The sequence below is a fragment of the Aeromonas genomosp. paramedia genome (assembly GCF_023093515.1).
Lineage (GTDB): Bacteria > Pseudomonadota > Gammaproteobacteria > Enterobacterales > Aeromonadaceae > Aeromonas.
The window spans coordinates 13890-34164 of the sequence record NZ_JAAROG010000034.1 but is presented as its reverse complement, the minus strand read 5'-3'; the positions used below and the strand labels follow the sequence as shown (position 1 = coordinate 34164).

Annotated in this window: 24 protein-coding genes; 5 read left to right on the top strand and 19 right to left on the bottom strand. The window is 53.8% G+C overall.

Annotated elements, in window-relative coordinates; all coding sequences use genetic code 11:
• Positions 1 to 1088: 1088 nt before the first annotated feature.
• From HB860_RS21595 to HB860_RS21560, 8 genes are all read right to left on the bottom strand, one after another.
• Entirely contained in the window at positions 1089 to 1472 is a 384-nt protein-coding gene (locus tag HB860_RS21595; RefSeq protein ID WP_247627924.1) for a hypothetical protein, read from the bottom strand.
• A 2-nt stretch (positions 1473 to 1474) separates the two neighbouring features.
• A complete protein-coding gene (locus HB860_RS21590) occupies positions 1475 to 2818 on the bottom strand; it encodes a TrbI/VirB10 family protein (protein WP_247627923.1) in 1344 nt (447 codons plus the stop codon).
• 162 nt (positions 2819 to 2980) lie between these two features.
• Complete coding sequence (locus HB860_RS21585) at positions 2981 to 3424, bottom strand: lytic transglycosylase domain-containing protein (protein WP_247627922.1); 444 nt, start codon at positions 3422 to 3424, stop codon at positions 2981 to 2983.
• A gap of 116 nt (positions 3425 to 3540) precedes the next feature.
• Positions 3541 to 3993: a hypothetical protein gene (locus tag HB860_RS21580; RefSeq protein WP_247627921.1), complete on the bottom strand. Its 453-nt coding sequence runs from the start codon at positions 3991 to 3993 to the stop codon at positions 3541 to 3543.
• 11 nt (positions 3994 to 4004) lie between these two features.
• Entirely contained in the window at positions 4005 to 5042 is a 1038-nt protein-coding gene (locus HB860_RS21575; protein WP_247627920.1) for a trypsin-like serine protease, read from the bottom strand.
• A gap of 23 nt (positions 5043 to 5065) precedes the next feature.
• A complete protein-coding gene (locus HB860_RS21570) occupies positions 5066 to 5284 on the bottom strand; it encodes a hypothetical protein (RefSeq protein ID WP_247627919.1) in 219 nt (72 codons plus the stop codon).
• Between the two features lie 45 nt (positions 5285 to 5329).
• Entirely contained in the window at positions 5330 to 5599 is a 270-nt protein-coding gene (locus HB860_RS21565; RefSeq protein WP_247627918.1) for a hypothetical protein, read from the bottom strand.
• Positions 5586 to 5936, bottom strand: a complete 351-nt coding sequence (locus HB860_RS21560) for a hypothetical protein (protein ID WP_247627917.1) — start codon at positions 5934 to 5936, stop codon at positions 5586 to 5588. Before HB860_RS21560 ends, HB860_RS21565 begins: the two co-directional genes overlap by 14 nt.
• A 556-nt stretch (positions 5937 to 6492) precedes the next feature.
• Between HB860_RS21560 and HB860_RS21555 the strand changes: the two genes are divergently transcribed.
• From HB860_RS21555 to HB860_RS21535, 5 genes are all read left to right on the top strand, one after another.
• The gene (locus tag HB860_RS21555) at positions 6493 to 7125 is read left to right on the top strand and encodes a recombinase family protein (RefSeq protein ID WP_282101309.1); all 633 of its coding nucleotides are present in this window, start codon (positions 6493 to 6495) and stop codon (positions 7123 to 7125) included.
• Between the two features lie 159 nt (positions 7126 to 7284).
• Positions 7285 to 7518: a hypothetical protein gene (locus HB860_RS21550; protein WP_247627916.1), complete on the top strand. Its 234-nt coding sequence runs from the start codon at positions 7285 to 7287 to the stop codon at positions 7516 to 7518.
• A gap of 16 nt (positions 7519 to 7534) precedes the next feature.
• The gene (locus tag HB860_RS21545) at positions 7535 to 7885 is read left to right on the top strand and encodes a hypothetical protein (protein WP_247627915.1); all 351 of its coding nucleotides are present in this window, start codon (positions 7535 to 7537) and stop codon (positions 7883 to 7885) included.
• The gene (locus HB860_RS21540) at positions 7872 to 8243 is read left to right on the top strand and encodes a hypothetical protein (protein WP_247627914.1); all 372 of its coding nucleotides are present in this window, start codon (positions 7872 to 7874) and stop codon (positions 8241 to 8243) included. The genes HB860_RS21545 and HB860_RS21540 overlap by 14 nt, the downstream gene beginning before the upstream one ends.
• Before the next feature lie 23 nt (positions 8244 to 8266).
• Positions 8267 to 8479 carry a hypothetical protein gene (locus HB860_RS21535; RefSeq protein WP_247627913.1) on the top strand — a complete coding sequence of 71 codons (213 nt, stop codon included), beginning with the start codon at positions 8267 to 8269 and terminating at the stop codon, positions 8477 to 8479.
• A gap of 668 nt (positions 8480 to 9147) precedes the next feature.
• Here HB860_RS21535 and HB860_RS21530 read toward each other — a convergent pair.
• The 11 genes from HB860_RS21530 to HB860_RS21480 form a co-directional block, all read right to left on the bottom strand.
• The gene (locus HB860_RS21530; protein ID WP_247627912.1) at positions 9148 to 9339 is read right to left on the bottom strand and encodes a hypothetical protein; all 192 of its coding nucleotides are present in this window, start codon (positions 9337 to 9339) and stop codon (positions 9148 to 9150) included.
• A 19-nt stretch (positions 9340 to 9358) separates the two neighbouring features.
• Positions 9359 to 9799 (bottom strand): hypothetical protein, encoded by a 441-nt coding sequence (locus tag HB860_RS21525; RefSeq protein ID WP_247627911.1) that lies wholly within the window; start codon positions 9797 to 9799, stop codon positions 9359 to 9361.
• Positions 9800 to 9808: 9 nt separating this feature from the next.
• Positions 9809 to 10045 (bottom strand): hypothetical protein, encoded by a 237-nt coding sequence (locus tag HB860_RS21520; protein ID WP_247627910.1) that lies wholly within the window; start codon positions 10043 to 10045, stop codon positions 9809 to 9811.
• 3595 nt (positions 10046 to 13640) lie between these two features.
• Positions 13641 to 14018, bottom strand: coding sequence for a hypothetical protein (locus HB860_RS21515; protein ID WP_247627909.1), 378 nt, complete (start codon positions 14016 to 14018; stop codon positions 13641 to 13643).
• Between the two features lie 35 nt (positions 14019 to 14053).
• Positions 14054 to 14875, bottom strand: coding sequence for a hypothetical protein (locus HB860_RS21510; RefSeq protein ID WP_247627908.1), 822 nt, complete (start codon positions 14873 to 14875; stop codon positions 14054 to 14056).
• Positions 14872 to 15351, bottom strand: a complete 480-nt coding sequence (locus HB860_RS21505; protein WP_247627907.1) for a hypothetical protein — start codon at positions 15349 to 15351, stop codon at positions 14872 to 14874. The genes HB860_RS21510 and HB860_RS21505 overlap by 4 nt, the downstream gene beginning before the upstream one ends.
• Before the next feature lie 3 nt (positions 15352 to 15354).
• A complete protein-coding gene (locus HB860_RS21500) occupies positions 15355 to 15858 on the bottom strand; it encodes a hypothetical protein (RefSeq protein WP_247627906.1) in 504 nt (167 codons plus the stop codon).
• A 29-nt stretch (positions 15859 to 15887) separates the two neighbouring features.
• Positions 15888 to 16922, bottom strand: coding sequence for a hypothetical protein (locus HB860_RS21495; RefSeq protein WP_247627905.1), 1035 nt, complete (start codon positions 16920 to 16922; stop codon positions 15888 to 15890).
• Positions 16909 to 18480, bottom strand: a complete 1572-nt coding sequence (locus HB860_RS21490) for a GspE/PulE family protein (RefSeq protein ID WP_247627904.1) — start codon at positions 18478 to 18480, stop codon at positions 16909 to 16911. The genes HB860_RS21495 and HB860_RS21490 overlap by 14 nt, the downstream gene beginning before the upstream one ends.
• 27 nt (positions 18481 to 18507) lie before the next feature.
• Complete coding sequence (locus tag HB860_RS21485; RefSeq protein WP_247627903.1) at positions 18508 to 19092, bottom strand: hypothetical protein; 585 nt, start codon at positions 19090 to 19092, stop codon at positions 18508 to 18510.
• A 15-nt stretch (positions 19093 to 19107) separates the two neighbouring features.
• The gene (locus tag HB860_RS21480; protein ID WP_247627902.1) at positions 19108 to 20268 is read right to left on the bottom strand and encodes a hypothetical protein; all 1161 of its coding nucleotides are present in this window, start codon (positions 20266 to 20268) and stop codon (positions 19108 to 19110) included.
• Positions 20269 to 20275 lie beyond the last annotated feature (7 nt).

Genomic DNA, 20275 nt, shown 5'->3' with positions numbered 1-20275 from the left:
CGGCCGACGTGGTGGCCATGGTGATCCCCGCCGAGCTCAGCGCCGGCGAGCTGCTGATCGGTACCGCGAGCTCACCCACTGCTGCAGGGCCTGCCGGTAGTCCGGATCCGGTACCAGGGAGAGACATGGCCATGGGCAGCGCCTCGATGGCCCGGGACGGCCGGCGACGTCCAGGGCGTGCCTGGCCATCCCCTGCAGCAGCTGATCCCGGGCACGCCCCCGGGAGCGCACCAGGTGCAGCTGGGCAATCCGGATCGGGCACCAAAGGGGGAAGCGGTCGCGCTGCTGCTCGATGGCCAACGCCGGCGAACCGGATACCCTGCCGATCAGCTGGCGGGTACCGCGAGCTCACCCACTGCTGCAGGGCCTGCCGACAGCCCGGATCCGGTACCAGGGAGAGACGTGGCCATGGGCAGCGCCTCGATGGCGCGGGACGGCCGGCGACGTCCAGGGAGAGACATGGCCAACCCCTGCAGCTGCAGATCCCGGGCACGCGCCCAGGGAGCGCACCAGGTGCAGCTGGGCAATCCGGATCGGGCACCAAAGGGGAAAGCTGCCGCACTGCTGCTCGATGGCCAACGCCGGCGAACTGGATACCCTGCTGCAGCCGGCGCCGGCGAGCCGCTGATCGGTACCGCGAGCTCACCCGGTGCTGCAGGGCCTGCCGGCAGCCCGGATCCGGTACCAGGGAGAGACGTGGCCATGGGCAGCGCCTCGATGGCCCGGGGTGGCCGGCACCGTCCAGGGTATCACCTGCAGCTGCTGATCCCGGGCACGCGCCCAGGGAGCGCACCAGGGGCCGCTGGGCAATCCGGATCGGGCACCAAAGGGGAAGCTGGCCGCGCTGCTGCTCGATGGCCAACGCCGGCGAACCGGATACCCTGCCGATCAGCTGGCGGGTACCGCGAGCTCACCCACTGCTGCAGGGCCTGCCGGTAGTCCGGATCCGGTACCAGGGAGAGACGTGGCCATGGGCTGCGCCTCGATGGCGTGGCTACAGATAGACAAATGCCGCCTAAAAGGCGGCATTTTGTTCACATTCATGAAGGCCGTTCTGCTGTCGGCGAATTGGCCCCTGCTCTTAGGGGTTAAAGTTCAGATGTGCCGACCCATTCCCCATCTTGGGTGTAAGCATCCCACACCCACCACTGATTATCTAGCAGCTCAAAATCGGCGACTGTTCCAGTCCATGCAGCCGGGATTTTAGTCGGCATCTTATTGCCGAGATCATTAGCAAAGACTGAGACAATAGTTTCTTTGTGGAGTGCTTTGAAGAACTTAATTGGGTGCGCTAACTCAGTTTTTTCAACGAAGCGCAACTCCAAATCATCTGTTACATTCCATGTGCATTTGGCAAAGTAGTTCAACTGATGTTGTGCCCCCTTACGTTGGGCCAGCACATCACCGTTTTCTTTTTTTACCAACTGGATGAAACCGTTCGTAAATTTTTCCATATCGGTGTGTTTATCCATTATTAGTTGCAACCACCACCGTTATTTCCTGCCATGGGATGGCCTTCCCAGGTAGGTAGGATAATGTCCTTGGTGACCATGATGTTGAACTCGTATCCCGGGCGAATTTCTAGCGTTGGCTGAATGTTCATATTGCGTTGTGCCATTTGCATACCTAGCTGGCCCATCTGCTGACCAATAGAGGCAGCGATAATCTGTGAGCTATTGGTATTCTCTCCGTTGCTGGCTTGTGGCTGTGAAAGCTGTATGCCTGCAGAGAAGACCGAGAGCAGCAAACCACTTCCGAATATACGCGCATAGTGGTTATTTACCTGGTCTTTGAAACCAGCGTAGCCACCCATATCAGCACCAGGCATATTGTCGATTGAGAGTGAGGAACCATCGGGATAGATGATCCGGCGCCAAACTGCAAGAGCTCGTTCTTGACCAAGAGTGACACCACTATCGTAGGTACCGACAAGCCTAGAACCTGGGGGGATAAGGCATTGCGTGCCAGTAGCTGTATCGTATACAGCAGAGCGCACTTGCCCGATGATTTGGCCAGGCAGGTCAGAGTTAATGCCAGAGATCATTACGCCAGGAATAACCCAGCCAGCTTTGATCTCCTGAGACGGAGCGACGGCCGCCTTTCTCTCCCTGGCCAAATAGATCTCAGCTTCTGGAGTGCCGGCGAGGAAGGCCTGTTTTCGATCCTGCTGATTTTCAGCTGCCATGCTACTGCCGCTGCCATCGCCCCCCCCCATTCCTGCCCCTAATGAAGGCTGGCCATTTGCGGCCAAATAACGATTCATTAAAGAATCTGCGCTCACGCGATTACCGCCCTGCTGCATAGCCACTGTCTGCGTACCGCTGGTAGGCCCGCTTTTGGTGTTGAACCCTTGCACAGAAGGGTCACCACTCAGCGCCTCATCCCATTTGGCCAATCGCTTATCTTCTGCTTGCTGGATCTGCCTATATCGGCGTTCCAGTGCTTCGGGTGATGCTGTTGGTGCAACAGACTGCTCCTTGTTGTCTGTCATCTGCGGTGTAGTGGACTGTATCTGGGGAGCTGGAGGTTCATCGACTTGGACTTCCGGTTGTACTGGAGGAGTTGCCACTGATGCTACTATGGGTGGAGTGTTCACTTCTGGCTTCGGGGCTGCCTGCTCGGCTTGACGCTGGAAAAATGTATAACTGACCCCCGCTACCGCGAGCAGAATAACGCCCCCTACGGCGATTAACGGTAGATGATTAAGGCGCCGCACCCCTTGTCCTCTCTTGGGGGCAGCCAGATAATCTGGCGACTCGTATTCGTCTTGTTCTTCAAGCGGTAAGTCGGTTGGCCGGTCTTTGTCGAGTGCGCTCATTGATCTCCCTCTATAACCATGATGATAGTCTGTGGGCTATATTATTGGCTAAGCGGTTCTGCTAGGCAAGCACATTAACGCCTTCGCATCGTTAACTTTCCTTCCTCCTGCTACGCTGATCGTCTCGCTCAACTCGCCGTCTTTAGTTCGTTTTATGTGGCGCTAGTTTTTTACTTTTCCGAAATCCTGGTTGGAGATTAATTCAACATACTTGATATATCGAGGATATAAGTCGGTTGTGTATACATACCCCTTGCTTGGAGTTCTTGCATTGTATTTACCAACGCCGCGCCAATTTTTCCCCCATCTTGCTAGGTTGTCAGATAAAACATAGGCACCGAATTTTATGTTAAAACATGGTTCATAAAAATGCTCCTTTATATATTTGCCCTTTATCCAAGAGGAGTTAATTTGCATTATCCCAATATCAAAGGAACCGTCAGCATTTTTATTGTTGATAGCTCTTGGGTTGAATCCACTTTCCTTTTCTGCTATTGCAACAAGTAGTGGCAACTCAACGCCATATTCCGTTACCGCTTCATTAAAGCACTCGATATATGGGATGTTGTGACCATTAGAATGGTTTGCATCTTTGGTAGCTGCCATAGTTAGACAACTTGCCAATGAGAAAAATATTACCATCAAGCTTTTGGATGAAAACATATAGCGGCACCATAAGAATTAATAACCCCAGCTTTTTCGACTGGGGCTGGATGTACGTTCTAGTTGATCAGGACAGTAACCATCGCATTATAGTTATCATAAACAGTGTGCTTGACGCCGCGAGTCAATATGTCGTGCCCCCCGTTCTCTACATGCCTAGAAGTTGGCAAGTCGATACCGTATTTTTGGACGCTGAAACTGTTCATGCTTTCAAGTCTGGTCAACTTCAAGCTATAGGCGGTCAGGACGTTACTATCCCCTTGTGATCGAAGCTGTATTGTAAAGTCTCCACCCTGGCGGAATATTTCAGTTTTTTTCTCTCCGCGTACTATAGCGGAAGTGTAAGGGGTCATGGAAAAGTTGTCTTTCAAAGAAATCTCTTTTCCTTCCTCCACAGAGAATGGTACTACGCCACTGATGCCATCAAAGACATACGTAATAGTCCCCGTAAAAACTTCTGCGTATGCTCCTGAGCACGACAGCGCACCAATTAAAAATAATATTTTTTTCACTTTCAGCCCCTTTATTTGATAAGCCGACGGAGAATTGCAGCCATTGCCATCATTGCCAGCATGACCGGGCTGGATGAACCACCGCCACCGCCACCGCCATTTTCTTCCGGTGTGGGAGGCTGAGGCGGCTCCACTTGCTTGTTTATTTCAATCACATCTTGGGCAGTCAAATAAAGCTTTCCGCTCCCTTTAACAGTGAGGTTGCAAACAGCAAGGGGGTCAACAATCCCGCCGGAGCAGCTATTTGATATGAGCTCGACATTGCCCTCAACCCACGGAGTAAACGCCTCTGCACCAGCATGAACGCTCTGAACTTTTACCGAAACGGCGCCATCACCCTTCAATTCCAAAGGGTAAGACCACCCATTAACAGTTTCTAAGATCCACTGTCGTGTATTGGCGTTTGTCACTCGCTGGCACACTTGGATGTAAGTGCCGTCACCTTGGCCGCCGGCGCCATGGATGGTTCCCCAAACGCCATCCTGTGTGTAGCAGGGGCCGCCAGAATCACCAGGGCGACTCATACCAGAGCCAATACCATTGGCTGGGTCATAAAGCAGTTCGAACGCATCTTCGGAAAACAGAGGGTTAACGGGGCCAAGGGCCTTCAATTCTGCTTTTTTCAAGGTGCCACCTTCCCAGCCGCTGATGCTGCTCATTGCATCTTTGGCTGGTTCGCTTGCACTCAAAAAGCCAGAGGTCATAGGGGTGGCCAGTTCCCACAAGGCGACGTCATAAATTCGAGCAACTGAAGCGTCATAGAGGGGATTGAGGTGCGTCTTGGTCACTTGCACGACCTTGCCATTACCATCGACAGCGTTGGTACCAGCTCCATCGCCGCAATGCCCAGCTGTGAGGACGTATTTATTACCAATGACCGTGCCTGAACAATTGTTCAATTTAACGACTTGCGGGTTGTCGGATGCGATCAGAGACTCACCTTGCCATATAGCGTGAGCTGGTGAAATTGCCGCCATCATAGACAGAGCCAGAATCGTTTTTTTCATTTTGTAATTCCCTTTCATATGGTTTTTATTAACTGTACCCATTGTAAAATCGTGCGCACGATAAATCAAGGGCTTTCTGGTGTTTTTTCTTTAATGTTTTTAAGCAACTCCAGGCCCTTGAATATTGCAACCTTTTTGGAACCATAGATGGCAGCCATTTCATCCAATAGCTCTGCTTCTTCTTGGGTCAGGTATCCACCAGGCAGACGGGGCATCCCGGAACGTTTTTTTTCATATCGTTGGTCAGCAGCCTTTTGAATTGGGCCTCTCTTAGTACCGGTCATCAACAATTTCCTTTTTTGAATTCAATTCACACCTCACATCAATGTTCAAATATCTTTACTCAGGTTGTGTTTTGGGGCTGCGTTTCTCCACCATGCTGCAATATCTTTTGCGCAATCTGTATTACCAGCAGCCAGCAATAGCCAATATATCTGACGTGCACCACCCAAGGCCAGTAGCTCTGTTTGGTGGTCGTTGTTATCTTTAGCGAAGTCAAACTCAATAACGCAAGCCTCAAACTGAATCATCAGCCGGTTGCGCTTCGGTTTTTCTGCCAACGCGGCTGGCCCAGCTTCCTCCTTTTTAGGTTTTGTCATTTTGCTCCCCTTCCATTCCCTGTGAAACAACAGTGCAGTCATCTTTTGTCCAGTTTCGCCAACTGGAGATCGTTATCTCCTTATGTGTGTCACTGCACAGCACATGGGTAATTGTTCCCCTGCTGTTTTTCATGACTTTGATGACCGTCCTGGTGCTTCCAAATCGAGTCAAAACATCCCCGGCGGCGGGGTGTTTCTTGGGGTCTCTGACTAATTCGTTCATTCTGTGATTCTCTTGTTTTTGGGGATAGATAGGTGGTCTTTCGTTGGTAGCGGCAACCGTATCCACAGCTTTTAATGTAGCATCGTGCGCACGATTTTGAAAGGTGATTTTCATACGGATAACATTGACTGATCCCAGGTACGTTCCCCGGGAGCGCACCTGGTGCTGCAGAACGGCGGGCCGCTGCCGGCGCGGCGGTGTCCCGCTGATCCCTTCCCCTTTGGTGCCTGGCTGGTCCCGGCCGACGGGTGGCCATGGTGATCCCCGCCGGCGAGCTACTGATCGGTACCGCGAGCTCACCCGGTGCTGCAGGGCCTGCCGGCAGTCTGGATCCGGTACCAGGGAGAGATATGGCCACGGGCAGCGCCTCGATGGCCCGGGACGGCCGGCGACGTCCAGGGCGAGTCTGGCCAACCCCTGCAGCTGCTGATCCCGATGGCGTACCAGGTACTGCAGAACGCCGGGCCACTGCCGGCGCGGCGGTGTCCCGCTGTTCCCTTCCCCTTTGGTGCTTGGCCGGTCCGAGCTGCCGATCAACTAACGGATACCCCGTCCGTTAAACGACCGTTTAACGGACAGCTGAAATCTGTCCGTTAAATAACCCTTGTGTACGTTTAACGGACGGTTTAGGATTGCGGACAATAAACGGACAAAAAGAAAGAGATTGCAGATGAGAGATCCGAACGATGTGAGCACAATAGACATCATGAGCACTTTGATCGGTTATGCCCGCGTCTCTACTGCTGACCAATCACTTGACATGCAGATAGATTCTTTAAAGAAAGCAGGCTGCCATCAGGTATTTACTGATGTGGCCAGCGCGGTCAAATCAGTCAGGCCGGGCCTAGAAAAGGCGCTCGCATATTTGCGAGAGGGGGACACACTCGTTGTTTGGAAAATTGATAGGCTTGGCCGCTCGCTCGCCCATTTAGTTCAAACTGTCGATCAGCTGCGAGAGCGAGGTGTTGCGTTTCGTTCGCTGACTGATGCAGGGTTAGACACAACCACCAGGAACGGGAAGCTGCTGTTCAATCTCTTTGCGACTCTGGCAGAGTTTGAGCGTGATTTGATCAGGGAGCGAACTAAAGCAGGTCTGGCGACTGCCGCCGCCAAAGGCCGACGCGGGGGTCGGCGCCCTGTAATGACCTCTGCCAAATTGGACAGGGCATTACGCCTTATTAGAGATAAAAATCTGACCGTTCGCGAAGCCGCGGCGGTAATCGGTGTCGGAAAAACAGCCCTCTATGAGGCGCTAAATGCAACAGGCTCCGAAATAGAAGGAATCGAGCAGGCCGATTTGTAGTGCTCTCCGATCGCTGGCCTGTTTTTGGCTAGAGTATCGGCTACACGATGTTGCAACGCTTGCAGCGTCTGCCACTACGTTCCAGCCTTCGGTGCAACAGTCGCTTTTCAGCCGATTTATCCCTAGCCAACAGGACAACGATCTAACGGAGACACCAAAATGAAAAAATCAGCCTTGTACTCGACCATCTACAGTATGCGTAACATCATTCGTACCATCGCTAAAACGCTTGCTTGGGCACTAGGTCTGCAACTTGTGGTTCTTTACATGCTGGCTGCGGTTGCCGATGCACCCTTGGTGCAACTTGTTGAGCCAGGCCTGCGCTTCCTGGTTGTGCTGGCCGTAGTGCTCTTATCCCCTCGTATCTTCGATGCAGCCCTGCGTCGCATATGAATCGGAGAATAACCGAATGCCCCGCGAAAACGTGATGATGAGTGACAGCAAGCGGGCACAGCTGCTGCTGATTTTCGAGCAGATCCGCCAACACCTTGAGCAGGGGGGCGAGTCTGCCTGTTGGATGGCGCGGTCTGTCGTCTCCAGCTATCGCCCCCCCGCCTTGATCCCTGTCCAGATAGGCCGCTCGGCTCAGCCGAACAAAGAGGCGTATGCGCTGTTTGAGCGATTGATGATGATCCGCAGCGCCAGACTGACCCCCCGCCAACAAGATTGGGATGAGTCAGACGGGCTTTTTGCTGCCCTGGTGGAGGACTGCGCCCACTACCTCAACACCTGGTTGGAGAAAATCAATGAAGACAGGTAACGCTTCTCTTATCGGTGCCGTCGTGGCGGTCAGCCTGCTGGCGGGCTGTGACGCCATAGAGGACATGGCCAGCGCCCAGCCGTCCAAGCCAATCGAGATCCGCGCCGGCTACCAGGTACAGATCGACGGCAAGCAGGTCGCTATCGCCATCGCCGGCACCAGCCAGTGCCTGACCGATACCAGCCGACACGATTGCATCGTGATCGCCCCGGATACCAAAGTAGTAGAGGTGCTGGTTGACGACCCGGTGGCCGGCTACCCGGGGCTACCGCGCCGCGAAGCCTGGATGGTCAAGCAAGTGGGGGAACAACGTCAGCTGATTTCGGGCAAGGGCAGTATGGCCATTCCAGCGAACTGAAACAAAAACAAAAGGAGTACACCATGGGCATATCAGCCAACATCAAGCACGATAGTTTCCCACCGCAGGGGAGCCTTTTAGGGAAGCGAGTCATGGTGATGTTTCACCATGACAATGTTCATGTCGTCCAAGGCGTTTGCGTCAGGGACGATGCGGGTGAGCCAGCAAAGACCATTTTTCAGCTGGATGATGGCCGCTATGTGCTGGCCACGGAATGCCAGTACAGCCCCGTCTAGTTGAACGAGGACGGTTCCCAGCCCCGCCCCGTGCGGGGCTTTGTTTTTTGGGCTGGCCGCGCTGCTGCTCGATGGCCAGCGCCGGCGAACTGGACCCCCTGCTGCGGCCGGCGCCGCCGATCAGCTGACGGGTACCGCGAGCTCACCCGGTGCTGCAGCCCTGCCGGCAGCCCGGATCCGGTACCAGGGAGAGACGTGGCCATGGGGCTGCGCCTCGATGGCGCGGGACCGCCGGCGGCGTCCAGGGCGAAGCTGGCCAGCCCCTGCCGCTGCTGATCCCGGGCACGCGCCCAGGGAGCGCACCCGGTGCAGCTGGGCAATCCGGATCGGACACCAAAGGGGGAAGCTGGCCGCGCTGCTGCTCGATGGCCAGCGCCGACGAACTGGCCCCCCTGCTGCAGCCAGCGCCGCCGATCAGCTGGCGGGTACCGCGAGCTCACCCGGTGCTGCAGGGCCTGCCGGCAGTCCGGATCCGGTACCAGGGAGAGACGTGGCCATGGGCAGCGCCTCGATGGCGCGGGGTGGCCAGCGCCTGCAGTTGCAGATCCCGGGCACGCGCCCCGGCGCTATTTTATAGATAGGAAAATGCCGCCCCATGGCGGCATTTTATTCCTACTAACGGTGGCGCTGGGTGGGTTCGTTGGTAGCGGCCACCCAGCCGTTTTTCTCTATCTCTTACGCAGTTTCCGATATGGGGCCACGACAGCCATTCTCAGCAGCAACACCACGAACAGAACCCAATTCCAGGGATACCACCACACATAACCGTGCGGGGTGATTTCCTTGCTGCCCAGAAACATCGGCAGGCCATCGCGCCACCACAGGGAGCCCCATTTCTGAAAATGGTAGGTCTTAGCCATCGTCCGTTTTCCTCGATGTTCATTCCAGGCCGTGAGCAATGGCCTGCTCGGCGGCTTGGGCTGGGGTTAAACCTTGCTGGAAGCGGGCGAAAAACCACTCATAGCGATCAAACGCCAGATCTTTTCGCTTGCCGCGACTACCTAGCTCCCGCTCAACCAGGAGCTCCCAACCGGCATAGGCTTGTTGCTGCTCCTCCCGCCTTTTGGCTTCAAGGGCCATGGCTTCGCAGTCTCGGCCTGTCTCCATAAAATCTGGGTCGTTCTCGCCGTGCTGGCGATACCAGGCAAGCAACTCCTGGGCGATAGCAAAGTGCCGGTCATCCAGTCCGGCCACGCGACTCATGTCCGCAGGGTGATTGCGGCCATTCCAGAGCGATAGCGTGATCCCCCGCAGGGTGATTGCGGCGCCATAGCCATTCAAGAGGATGTGGCGGTGAGTCAAAAACGGTGATTCCTTCATGATTTTCCTCTATAAATTCAGTGCCGCGACAATGGCGCGTTTGGCGTCAGTTCTAGTCAGAGATTTGATCCTGCGGGGAGCTCCGGGCTGCCTTGGCGCAAGCGTGACATGACAAAATAGCGTTTTTCCGGCCAGATCATTTGTCACGACATTAGCCCCATCAGTCCAATAGAAGCACTCGTCGCCGTAAGTCCACGAATGTCGCCCCTCGATCTTGCCGATGTACTCCAAATCGGATTGCTTCATGAACCTTCCTTCTGTTCGGTAACGACGGAGGACCATCCCCGCCTTGACAAGTTAAATATAACATCGTGCGCACGATACGCCAAAGGGTTTCGAGTGGACTTTGTGACAGGGGGGTGGATAATCACCCACCAGTGATTCTTGGCACACACCTGTTTTCAGTCACGCAGAAGTGCCGGCGTCATCAACGCGGGCGGAATAGATAGCCTCTGCTCTCTTTCGCCCTTCATCTGTCAGCGAAAAAGCCAACTTCAACGACTCAGACCGGTATTTCTGCAACAAACCGTGATGAACAAGGGTATGGCAGGACGCCCGGAAGTTAGCCGGAAAAACTTCGGCAGATCGAGACGCGTTGATCATCCTCAGTAGCTTTACCCCAGGAACCGGACCGGCGCCCCCTCTTACCTCGATGGCAAAAAGCACAAAGAGCAGATCCTTTTGAATTGCTGAAATCCTCATACCACCCCTTAATCATGCTAGGTATTATTAAGGTATCATCACACCCCAACTCGGTAAATCTAATTCATGCCTGAAATGATTAATGGGCAATAAGGTAATGAGAGGCACTGGACCCCCTGCTGCGGCCGGCACCGTGGAGCTGCTTATCGGCACCGCTCGCTCACCCGGTGCTGCAGGCCTGCCGGCAGCCCGGATCTGGTACCAGGGAGAGACGTGGCCATGGGGCAGCGCCTCGATGGCGCGGGACCGCCGGCGACGTCCAGGGCGGGCCTGGCCACCCCCTGCAGCTGCTGATCCCGAGCACGCCCCCGGGAGCGCACCAGGTGCAGCTGGGCAATCCGGATCTGGTACCAGGGAGAGACGTGGCCATGGGCAGCGCCTCGATGGCCCGGGGCGGCCGGCGGCGTCCAGGGCGAAGCTGGCCAGCCCCTGCCGCTGCTGATCCCTGGCACGCGCCCAGGGAGCGCACCAGGTGCAGCTGGGCAATCCGGATCGGACACCAAAGGGGAAGCTGGCCGCGCTGCTGCTCGATGGCCAACGCCGGCGAACTGGATACCCTGCTGCAGCCGGCGCCGGCGAGCCGCTGACGGGTACCGCGAGCTCACCCGCTGCTGCAGCCCTGCCGGTAGCCCGGATCTGGTACCAGGGAGAGGCATGGCCACGGGCAGCGCCTCGATGGCGCGGGACGGCCGGCGGCGTCCAGGGCGAAGCTGGCCAGCCTCTGCAGCTGCTGATCCCGGTGGCGTACCAGGTACTGCAGAACGGCGGGCCGCTGCCGGCGCGGCGGTGTCCCGCTGATCCCTTCCCCTTTGGTGCCTGGCCGGTCCCGGCCGACGTGGTGGCCATGGTGATCCCCGCCGAGCTCAGCGCCGGCGAGCTGCTGATCGGTACCGCGAGCTCACCCGGTGCTGCAGGGCCTGCCGGCAGCCCGGATCCGGTACCAGGGAGAGACATGGCCATGGGCAGCGCCTCGATGGCGCGGGACGGCCGGCGACGTCCAGGGCGAGCTTGGCCATCCCCTGCAGCAGCTGATCCCGGGCACGCCCCCGGGAGCGCACCAGGTGCAGCTGGGCAATCCGGATCGGGCACCAAAGGGGGAAGCGGTCGCGCTGCTGCTCGATGGCCAACGCCGGCGAACCGGATACCCTGCCGATCAGCTGGCGGGTACCGCGAGCTCACCCACTGCTGCAGGCCTGCCGACAGCCCGGATCCGGTACCAGGGAGAGACATGGCCATGGGCAGCGCCTCGATGGCGCGGGACGGCCGGCGACGTCCAGGGCGAGCTTGGCCATCCCCTGCAGCTGCTGATCCCGGTGGCGTACCAGGTACTGCAGAACGGCGGGCCGCTGCCGGCGCGGCGGTGTCCCGCTGATCCCTTCCCCTTTGGTGCCTGGCCGGTCCCGGCCGACGTGGTGGCCATGGTGATCCCCGCCGAGCTCAGCGCCGGCGAGCTGCTGATCGGTACCGCGAGCTCACCCGGTGCTGCAGGGCCTGCCGGTAGTCCGGATCCGGTACCAGGGAGAGACATGGCCAGCCCCTGCAACTGCAGATCCCGGGCACGCGCCCAGGGAGCGCACCAGGTGCAGCTGGGCAATCCGGATCGGGCACCAAAGGGGAAAGCGGTCGCACTGCTGCTCGATGGCCAACGCCGGCGAACTGGATACCCTGCTGCAGCCGGCGCCGGCGAGCCGCTGATCGGTACCGCGAGCTCACCCGGTGCTGCAGGGCCTGCCGGCAGCCCAGATCCGGTACCAGGGAGAGACATGGCCATGGGCAGCGCCTCGATGGCGCGGGACGGCCGGCGACGTCCAGGGAGAGACATGGCCAGCCCCTGCAGCTGCAGATCCCGGGCACGCGCCCAGGGAGCGCACCAGGTGCAGCTGGGCAATCCGGATCGGGCACCAAAGGGGAAAGCGGTCGCACTGCTGCTCGATGGCCAACGCCGGCGAACTGGATACCCTGCTGCAGCCGGCGCCGGCGAGCCGCTGATCGGTACCGCGAGCTCACCCGGTGCTGCAGGGCCTGCCGGCAGCCCGGATCCGGTACCAGGGAGAGACGTGGCCATGGGCAGCGCCTCGATGGCCCGGGGTGGCCGGCACCGTCCAGGGTATCACCTGCAGCTGCTGATCCCGGGCACGCGCCCAGGGAGCGCACCAGGGGCCGCTGGGCAATCCGGATCGGGCACCAAAGGGGAAGCTGGCCGCGCTGCTGCTCGATGGCCAACGCCGGCGAACGGGCCGACCCGGCAGCTCCCTTCTGAGCATCGCAATAATGGCCTTTCTCGATACCGTGCCCGCTTGTTAATTGCGGCGTTGCTGGCTTGTTGCAGCGGGGCCGCAACGGCTGGCGTGGACGATGTGTGGGCGGCCTCTCCCGCCACGCAGGATACCCAGTGGGCACAAGCCAATTTAGCCACAGTGATCCCAGTGAATAACGGGGGGGCGTTACTAGGGCCGATAGTAGAAAGCGGGAGAACGAACTACGACTATAAGGACAATAGCGAATATACGTCTCGTTGCCCTGACGGCTATGTTCTCGTTGGGCTTCGCCGTACTGAGGATGACTGGTTTTACTATCAATGCCGCCAGATCATCAGGTAGTCCCATAATGGCCTTTCTCGATATAAAGGGTCAGCTGTTGCGGCGATGTTGGGATTTTGTTTTTGCAATTTCGCAATGGCGGGCGTGGATGATGTATGGAATGCGGCCCCCTCGACGAATGACACAGCTTGGGCGCAGCAACATGCCGGCAATGTCATTCCGTCCAACTCTAGTACGTCCGGGCGAGTGGACCTATATAACGGTTCAACGACAACAGTAAGCGTTTCGGTACCTTCCACGGTATCAATGCTGTATGTCTCTTTCGACCTGGATGGAAGAGGGATTACCCAAGTCGCATTTGATCTACAAGAAGCAGTGGCGAGGGGAAACGTGCGAATCTACAACCGGGGAGGGGAGAACGCAGATAGACCCTATGATGGCCTGATCAATGTCAGTAAGTCAGGGAACACTGTAACTCTTCAAGGCCAAGGTATTTGGACTGGGGCGCCAGTGATCAAAAGAGTTGTAGGCTATAGCCTATGAGAGAAAAGGGGCCTACAGCCCCTATCTCTTTTTTCATGTGTCACGGTAATATCTAGCTATCTGACAGTTAGCTTTCGACACAGCAACTCGTGATGATCTCGCTTGCCTCTTCCGTATTTAAAGTCTCCGGTGTCCATCAGGCCAACCAGTACATAACCATCAGGGCAGCGCCCGATCCCCCCGGTGTTAATATCCACGTAGTAGTTAACTCCGTTATGAACCTCTTCGGCACCCCATTGCAGTCCTGCGCCGTTATTCACTGGGATCACTGTGGCTAAATTGGCTTGTGCCCACTGGGTATCCTGCGTGGCGGGAGAGGCCGCCCACACATCGTCCACGCCAGCCGTTGCGGCCCCGCTGCAACAAGCCAGCAACGCCGCAATTAACAAGCGGGCACGGTATCGAGAAAGGCCATTATCGTTAACTGATTTCATTTTAGCTCCATTTGATTCCGGTTATTTCGGGTGAATTACTTGCTGCATTGTTGCAGCACCGCCACTGTCGCAGAGGCTGGATTTGGTATAACCCAACCTTGATTTCCATTCTGATCAGTTTCCCAAACTCGCACGAATGCCCGCGAACCATCCCACCGCCCTTCGACAGCCCCAATGCTGCGGAATGGATATCCATTATTATTATATGTAAGAGGGATAACTGTAATTTTCCGGCTTCCCCTCGGGCAGTTAACTAAACTCACGGGTTGTGAGTTTAGCTGAACAGTGGAAAAGCTGAGGCCAGAGATAACGGTCCGGTTCAAGTTGCTAATAGATATGTCTTTGACATTGCTAATACCTTGCCCCCCTACGTTCCATTCTGCTTCTAATGGTGTAGATCCATCCTTTTTAAGAAATGCGCTCAAAGCTGGTTCTGAGCCTGGCTTCCCATACCTTGCAGAAACGACATTACCAGTGATAGCTGATTGAGGGATCGCACTCGCCATCCGCCCTGCTTTTTTTCTATCTTTTGCATCCACCGAAACCTGTATCATATCCCCAGGAGCGATAGATACTTGGTACTGTGATCCCCACGGCGTGCTGATAGCTGATGCCGTGTTGTGCATATAAACACCTAGCAGCTGCGACGCATTACTAGGCCACCCACCTTTATCTACGCGATAATTCATCGCTGCGGCCACCCACATATTGAATGTTTCGCTGGCCACCTTTGCCTCGTTCTTCTCCCTCTGTATGTTAAAGAATTGGTTTGCTGTGGCCATGAAAGCCCCAAGCACAACCAAGAGGATCAGCGCATAGAGTTCGACCATACCACTTTGTTTTTTAGGGCCACTCATCGTCCACACCTTTTGTTGTAAAGCCTGAGATATGTGCTTGACGAATCAAAACGATCGTCGTTTATAGTCCAGACCCATTTGTATTGAACCCCGCTTTTTACGCCTGGTGTTAACTGAGTCATAAGGCGATACACTTCCGGATTGCTTAACGCGAATGTTATTTCCCCCTTGGGGGATTCGTCGTTAATAACTTGCCATCCCACGATGTACTTACTGATGCCGGCGACTTTGTTTCTATCCAACCCAACCAACGACAAATCATTCCAAGTAGCCTGGGTTACCGTGCCAGTTGAACACTTAAAAAAATAATCGTCAGTTAAGGCCGTAGAAATAAGCCTCGCCTGATAGGCGAGACTTTGAGTGTTTTTCTCATTTGAGAAAAATGGAACCGCATATTTAAATGCGAGGGCAGCCAGCAGCATGAAGCTGGTTAAAAGAATAATGGCTCCAAACTCTATTACTCCACGCTGCTTCATAGATTAACGCACCATCTTCACGGCAGTACCGGTAACGGTGGTAGTCCAACCATCAATCCGGTCCATGTCCAACTTGAGGTTCGCCGCAGTTTTGGAATCTTTCACGTCAGCAGTCAGAGCCATCTTGGATGGATCAGTGTCAGCTGCGACAGTCCACTTCCCACCCCACGGGGTAGTTCCGACGGTGCACAGCTCCCCCTTAACGAGGTTCTTGTTACACAGCTCTGTGAGGCTAATGCCAGTGTAAACACTAGCACTGCTCTTATAGTCGGTTGCTGCTTGCTGGATAAGACTGAGCTGTTGGTTGAAGCTACCTTTATCCAGGCGATAGCTGATGTTCGGCCAAGCAAAAAACGCACCGGCCCCCAGAATGAGCACGACCAACAGGACGATCATTGCTGACATTTCGATAGCGCCCGCTTGTGACTTAGGCACTTTCCCACGAATCGGTTTTTCCATCTGAATTTCTTGTTCCCGGCCCGCGTCATTTTTATTGATTACTTTCATTTCTTACCTCTTTAATTAAAAGTTAACACTTAAACGTTGTATTGGTCCATCAGAGCAAATCCAAGTGGGACAATTGCTGACATTATAATGATAAGCATCGCTGCTATTGTCATTACGGCAACCCCCAACACTAATTTGCCAAAAATACCAAGTTTTATCGAAAGTATCTTACGCCCCTGCAGCACAGCAGTTTTTAGAGCTCCGGATATATCGGTACCTCCCTGGCTAAGGTTGATGATAAGAGATATTTTCTCTTCGTCAATCAATCCAGTGTTAAGAGCCTCCAATACTATATCATTATCTTCCCCCTCTGTTGAATCACCTCCTAGAAAATATTCCATTTCAGTTATGTGGCTGGACATGAACGGTGAAACACGTTCTTTTAAAATTGCAAGAGCCGGAGACATTCCAGGCGACACTTCCATTTGGAGAGAAAGCAGCTCAAGGAAACTTTGCTCTTGGGTAAGACGATAAAGGTAGTATCCCGGAATAACCGTTTCAGCAAACCTCCTATAAGGTGAATACTCCCAATTTGGGAGCGTCCAACGATAAAACAAATAAACACTCAGCATGGCAAATGCAATCACATACCAAAAAGATCCCATGAAGTGGGATAAGTCATAAAGCATTTCTGTTGCAATTGGCCAGCGATCCCGGTCAACGGACTCAGCCATCGCCGGCAACATAGAGTGCCCCATCCAGATCATTGAGCTAAACATGGTGGTCGTCATGAAAGCAGGCATCGCAATTTCCATCTTGAGCTTTGAAGCACTGTCTGATACGACAGATAAGCTTTCCAACGCCCCCTCAAGACCTCTTACCAACATGCCTCTTTTTGCTGCTGTATGTGCGGCTATTCGAATAGTTTCATCGAAACCATCCAAAGCATTATAAATATCACCCGACTCTTCCTCGTATCTATCCAATACGCTTTTAGCGATTTTTGCGGTCTTACCTACCCCCATCGACATTTTATTCAATGAGTAAACAAGCCCCTTCTCTGCATTAAGCAAAGCAACAAGGCTCATTACAAAAAATTGCTGATCAGTTTTACTGAGACTCATAGGATGCCAGCCTTCTAAACTCTTCTATGTCAAATTCTTCCATCGGGTCAGACGTAAGGCTGCCGACTATTTGCTCACAAGAAAAAATATCGAGAATCCCAGATTTTATTTTCTCAATGGCGTGATCGCGCATCATCGGCCACCCTTTTTGTCTGAGGTACTCTTTCCAGCCAATAATGTCTCTTGCTGCTATAAATTTGCAGGCTTTAATGTCAATGGGGACTACTTCCGCAATAGCTGTTTTTCCCTTTATCCCTGTGTTTACACAGGTTTCACAACCATGTTCGTTGATGAATCTAAAGTTCGCAGACTCTGCGGGATATATCCGCTGGATACGTTCTGCATCGAATGGGTCTAGCTTGTCTTTGATCTGCTCAAACCCAAGGCTGCAGTCTGGGCAAGGTTTCCCCACAAGCTCTTGATACATGGCCGCCTTCAAGAATCCAGGTGTGGCTAACCGGTGCAAGGAAACGCCCAGTTCCCCTTCCAAGCTAGAAACACATTCTACAGCTCCGTTCGTATGGAAGGTTCCCAGCACCAGGTGGCCGGTAGTTGCCATCCGAACAGAAGCCGCCACCATAGTTTTGGTTCTCAACTCACCAAATCCAATGATGTCAGGGTCTTGTCGCAATAACTGCTTCGCCAGTTTCTCTTCGGATTTAAATGACTCGTTGGCTGTTGCTTGCGCCGTGCCAGGCAAAATCCGCTCTACAGGATCTTCGATAGTGTAGATAGCAACGCCGCCGGCCTCATTCAACATGCTGAGCAGCGAGCTCAACGTGGTGCTTTTCCCCGAACTTGTCGGGCCGGTGATGAGAAACATCCCCTTGCCGTTTATTAGAGCAGCTTTAATGGCTGCAATTTGCAGAGGGGATAGGCCGAGATCTGATAGCTTGATATATGTTTCGGTCCTCTTCCCGAGCTGCCTGATAGTAATCCTCGGACCCTCGTCGGCCGGGTACAAAGCCCCGCGCCAGCGACCGCCATCATCATCATTAAAAGTTGCATCTAGCGGCCGCTCTTTCCCCGCATAGTCGCCAGACGACTCATTACCAGGGAGCTTGGGTAGGCTTGTAAAAATCGCCTGGCCAATCGAATTACCAAGAGTCTGAGGGCCATTATACCCTTCCATCAGCCGTAAACGGCCATCTATACGGAAATAGACGCTGGTGTAATTACCCTCGACATGGATGTGAATATCTGAGGCGTCATAAGTTTTACTGTCCTTCAAGATCCCAAAAAGAGCTTTTTCGGTAGACGTGGTTTTATAGTCTGATCCTGACTTGATTTTGCTGCCACTCAGGATGAAATTCATCAGCATCTGCGGAGCGACAACAACACGATGAACAGATATTTTTTTATTCTCTAAAAGCCCCTTAATTTGGTACCACTTTGTATTGGCCTTGTCGCCAATGAGAATAAATGCTTTGCCTGGGTAGTCTTTGTGCCTGGTCACGGCCAGATCAACGCCATCGCAAAGTTTTTTTACTTCATCCATACCGAAATAATGGATCTCGTAACCTTGCTCACCGGCATCGCTGATTTCGAGTTTTTTCATGCTCGGTAACTCCACAATGGCATTCATTTAGTTAACCCTCAGACATTTCTTATCCGAAAAACAAACCCGCTCTTGAGAAATCTTGACGATTTTTTTCCCGTACACAGTTTCCCCCACCCGGCCGGACTGGGGTTGTTCGCTCCCCTTGGATACCCATGCCATTGGTACTTGACCCATAACCACCATTGCCACCCCAAGCGGGCTAGAAGGAGATTCTTCTTGGGCGGCGCCACTCGGTGGCACTGGCGGAGTCAACAGGGCAGGAGAAAAGCCTGCTTGCATCTGAATATCGGGTTTTTTATTAAGCTCATCTTCCATGGCTTGAATTTTTGCCAATCTGTAAGCCCTGGCACGCTGCAGCAGCTCATCATCAAACTCCACCCGCTCCTGAACATGAGCAGATTTGCTTTCAATCACCACGGCAGACGGTTCTATACGCTGAGGCGGATAGTAGACAGGATCATGCACTTCCTGGGCACTCACTTCTGGTGATGAGGCCTGCGCACCATCCATGAGTTTGCGGGCTCCTATCCCGCCCCCGATAGCGACAACTGCAAGCAGCGGCCCCCAAACTAATGGGTTGCGAATTTTTTTCGAGAAATCAGCCTTCATATTAAACTCCGAGTTTTATTCGCCAATTGCCGTGGCAGCGATTGATACATCAAAAACATATTCAACAGCAGTGGTTTTTAACTTCACCGCTTCGACCCTTATTGGGAATTTTGCCACCAGAGAAGCCAAGTCATTGACTTCATCTACCACCATCCCATCACCAGAGAACACAATTGGAACGAGGCTGAAATTGCCCTTGCTAACAGCTGGTGATATAACCGTCTTGAACATACTGAGTTTATTAAGGGCGTCATATATAAGTTCGACGCTCCCTTTAATATCCCTCTGTATTTTGTTCGAATCCAGCATTTCGGCCACCCGTGGTATGTTAACCAAAACGCCTTCCTGCGAAATGATATAAGCATACCCATTCTGCCGACACCAACTAGAAAGCTCTTTCATTACCCCTTCACCAATAGCAGGAACGAACAAAATAGTGGTTTGGTTAGCATCAACAGTAATGTTGTCAACTTTCCAAGTCGCTATAACCAGCGAAGATTTAACCGCGTCTACAGCCATCTTCATGGCTGATGAAAGCATCACACCGCTCATTTCTTGCTTATATTCCGCATATGGGTCAACGGGCTTTTCTTCCTCACCAGAATTGAGCATCAATAATGTCAAGCCCAAAAAAAACGAAATAACAACAAAAAATAGAACAGGGGTTAACTTCCCTTTTTCACGTTTTGGCCGGTGCAGGGTAAATTTTACTGCCCCCCCTCCAGCCATTTTTTCAAAATAGCTATCTATTTCGTCCTGTGTGATTCTCCTTACATTAATAGTGTCTGGAATTTCACCATTGATAGCAAAAAGTTCATCATCATCACAGGAAACCCAAAGAAAAGGCTTATCTGCACACTCGCCAGCCAGCAGCAGGTAATAGTCTTCCGCCTGGACATTAATGTACTCAGCAGAAACCACCCCATTATTTCCATATGAAACAATGGTGTATTTACCTTGACGCTGATAGGTGATCACCCCGCTCTCTTTAATCCCAAGGTGATCGGCCAGGCTCTCCCCCAACAAGCAGCCGCTTGTTTTAGAAATAGCGAGCATGTTAGAGCCTATTTTCAGGCAGTAACGAGCCCCCTTCTCCGTCATGATCCGTTGCAAAGCTCGGCCGCTGAACTCTACCCGCTCAACGTGACTAGCAAACTGTATTGCATCACTAGACATAGGCCAC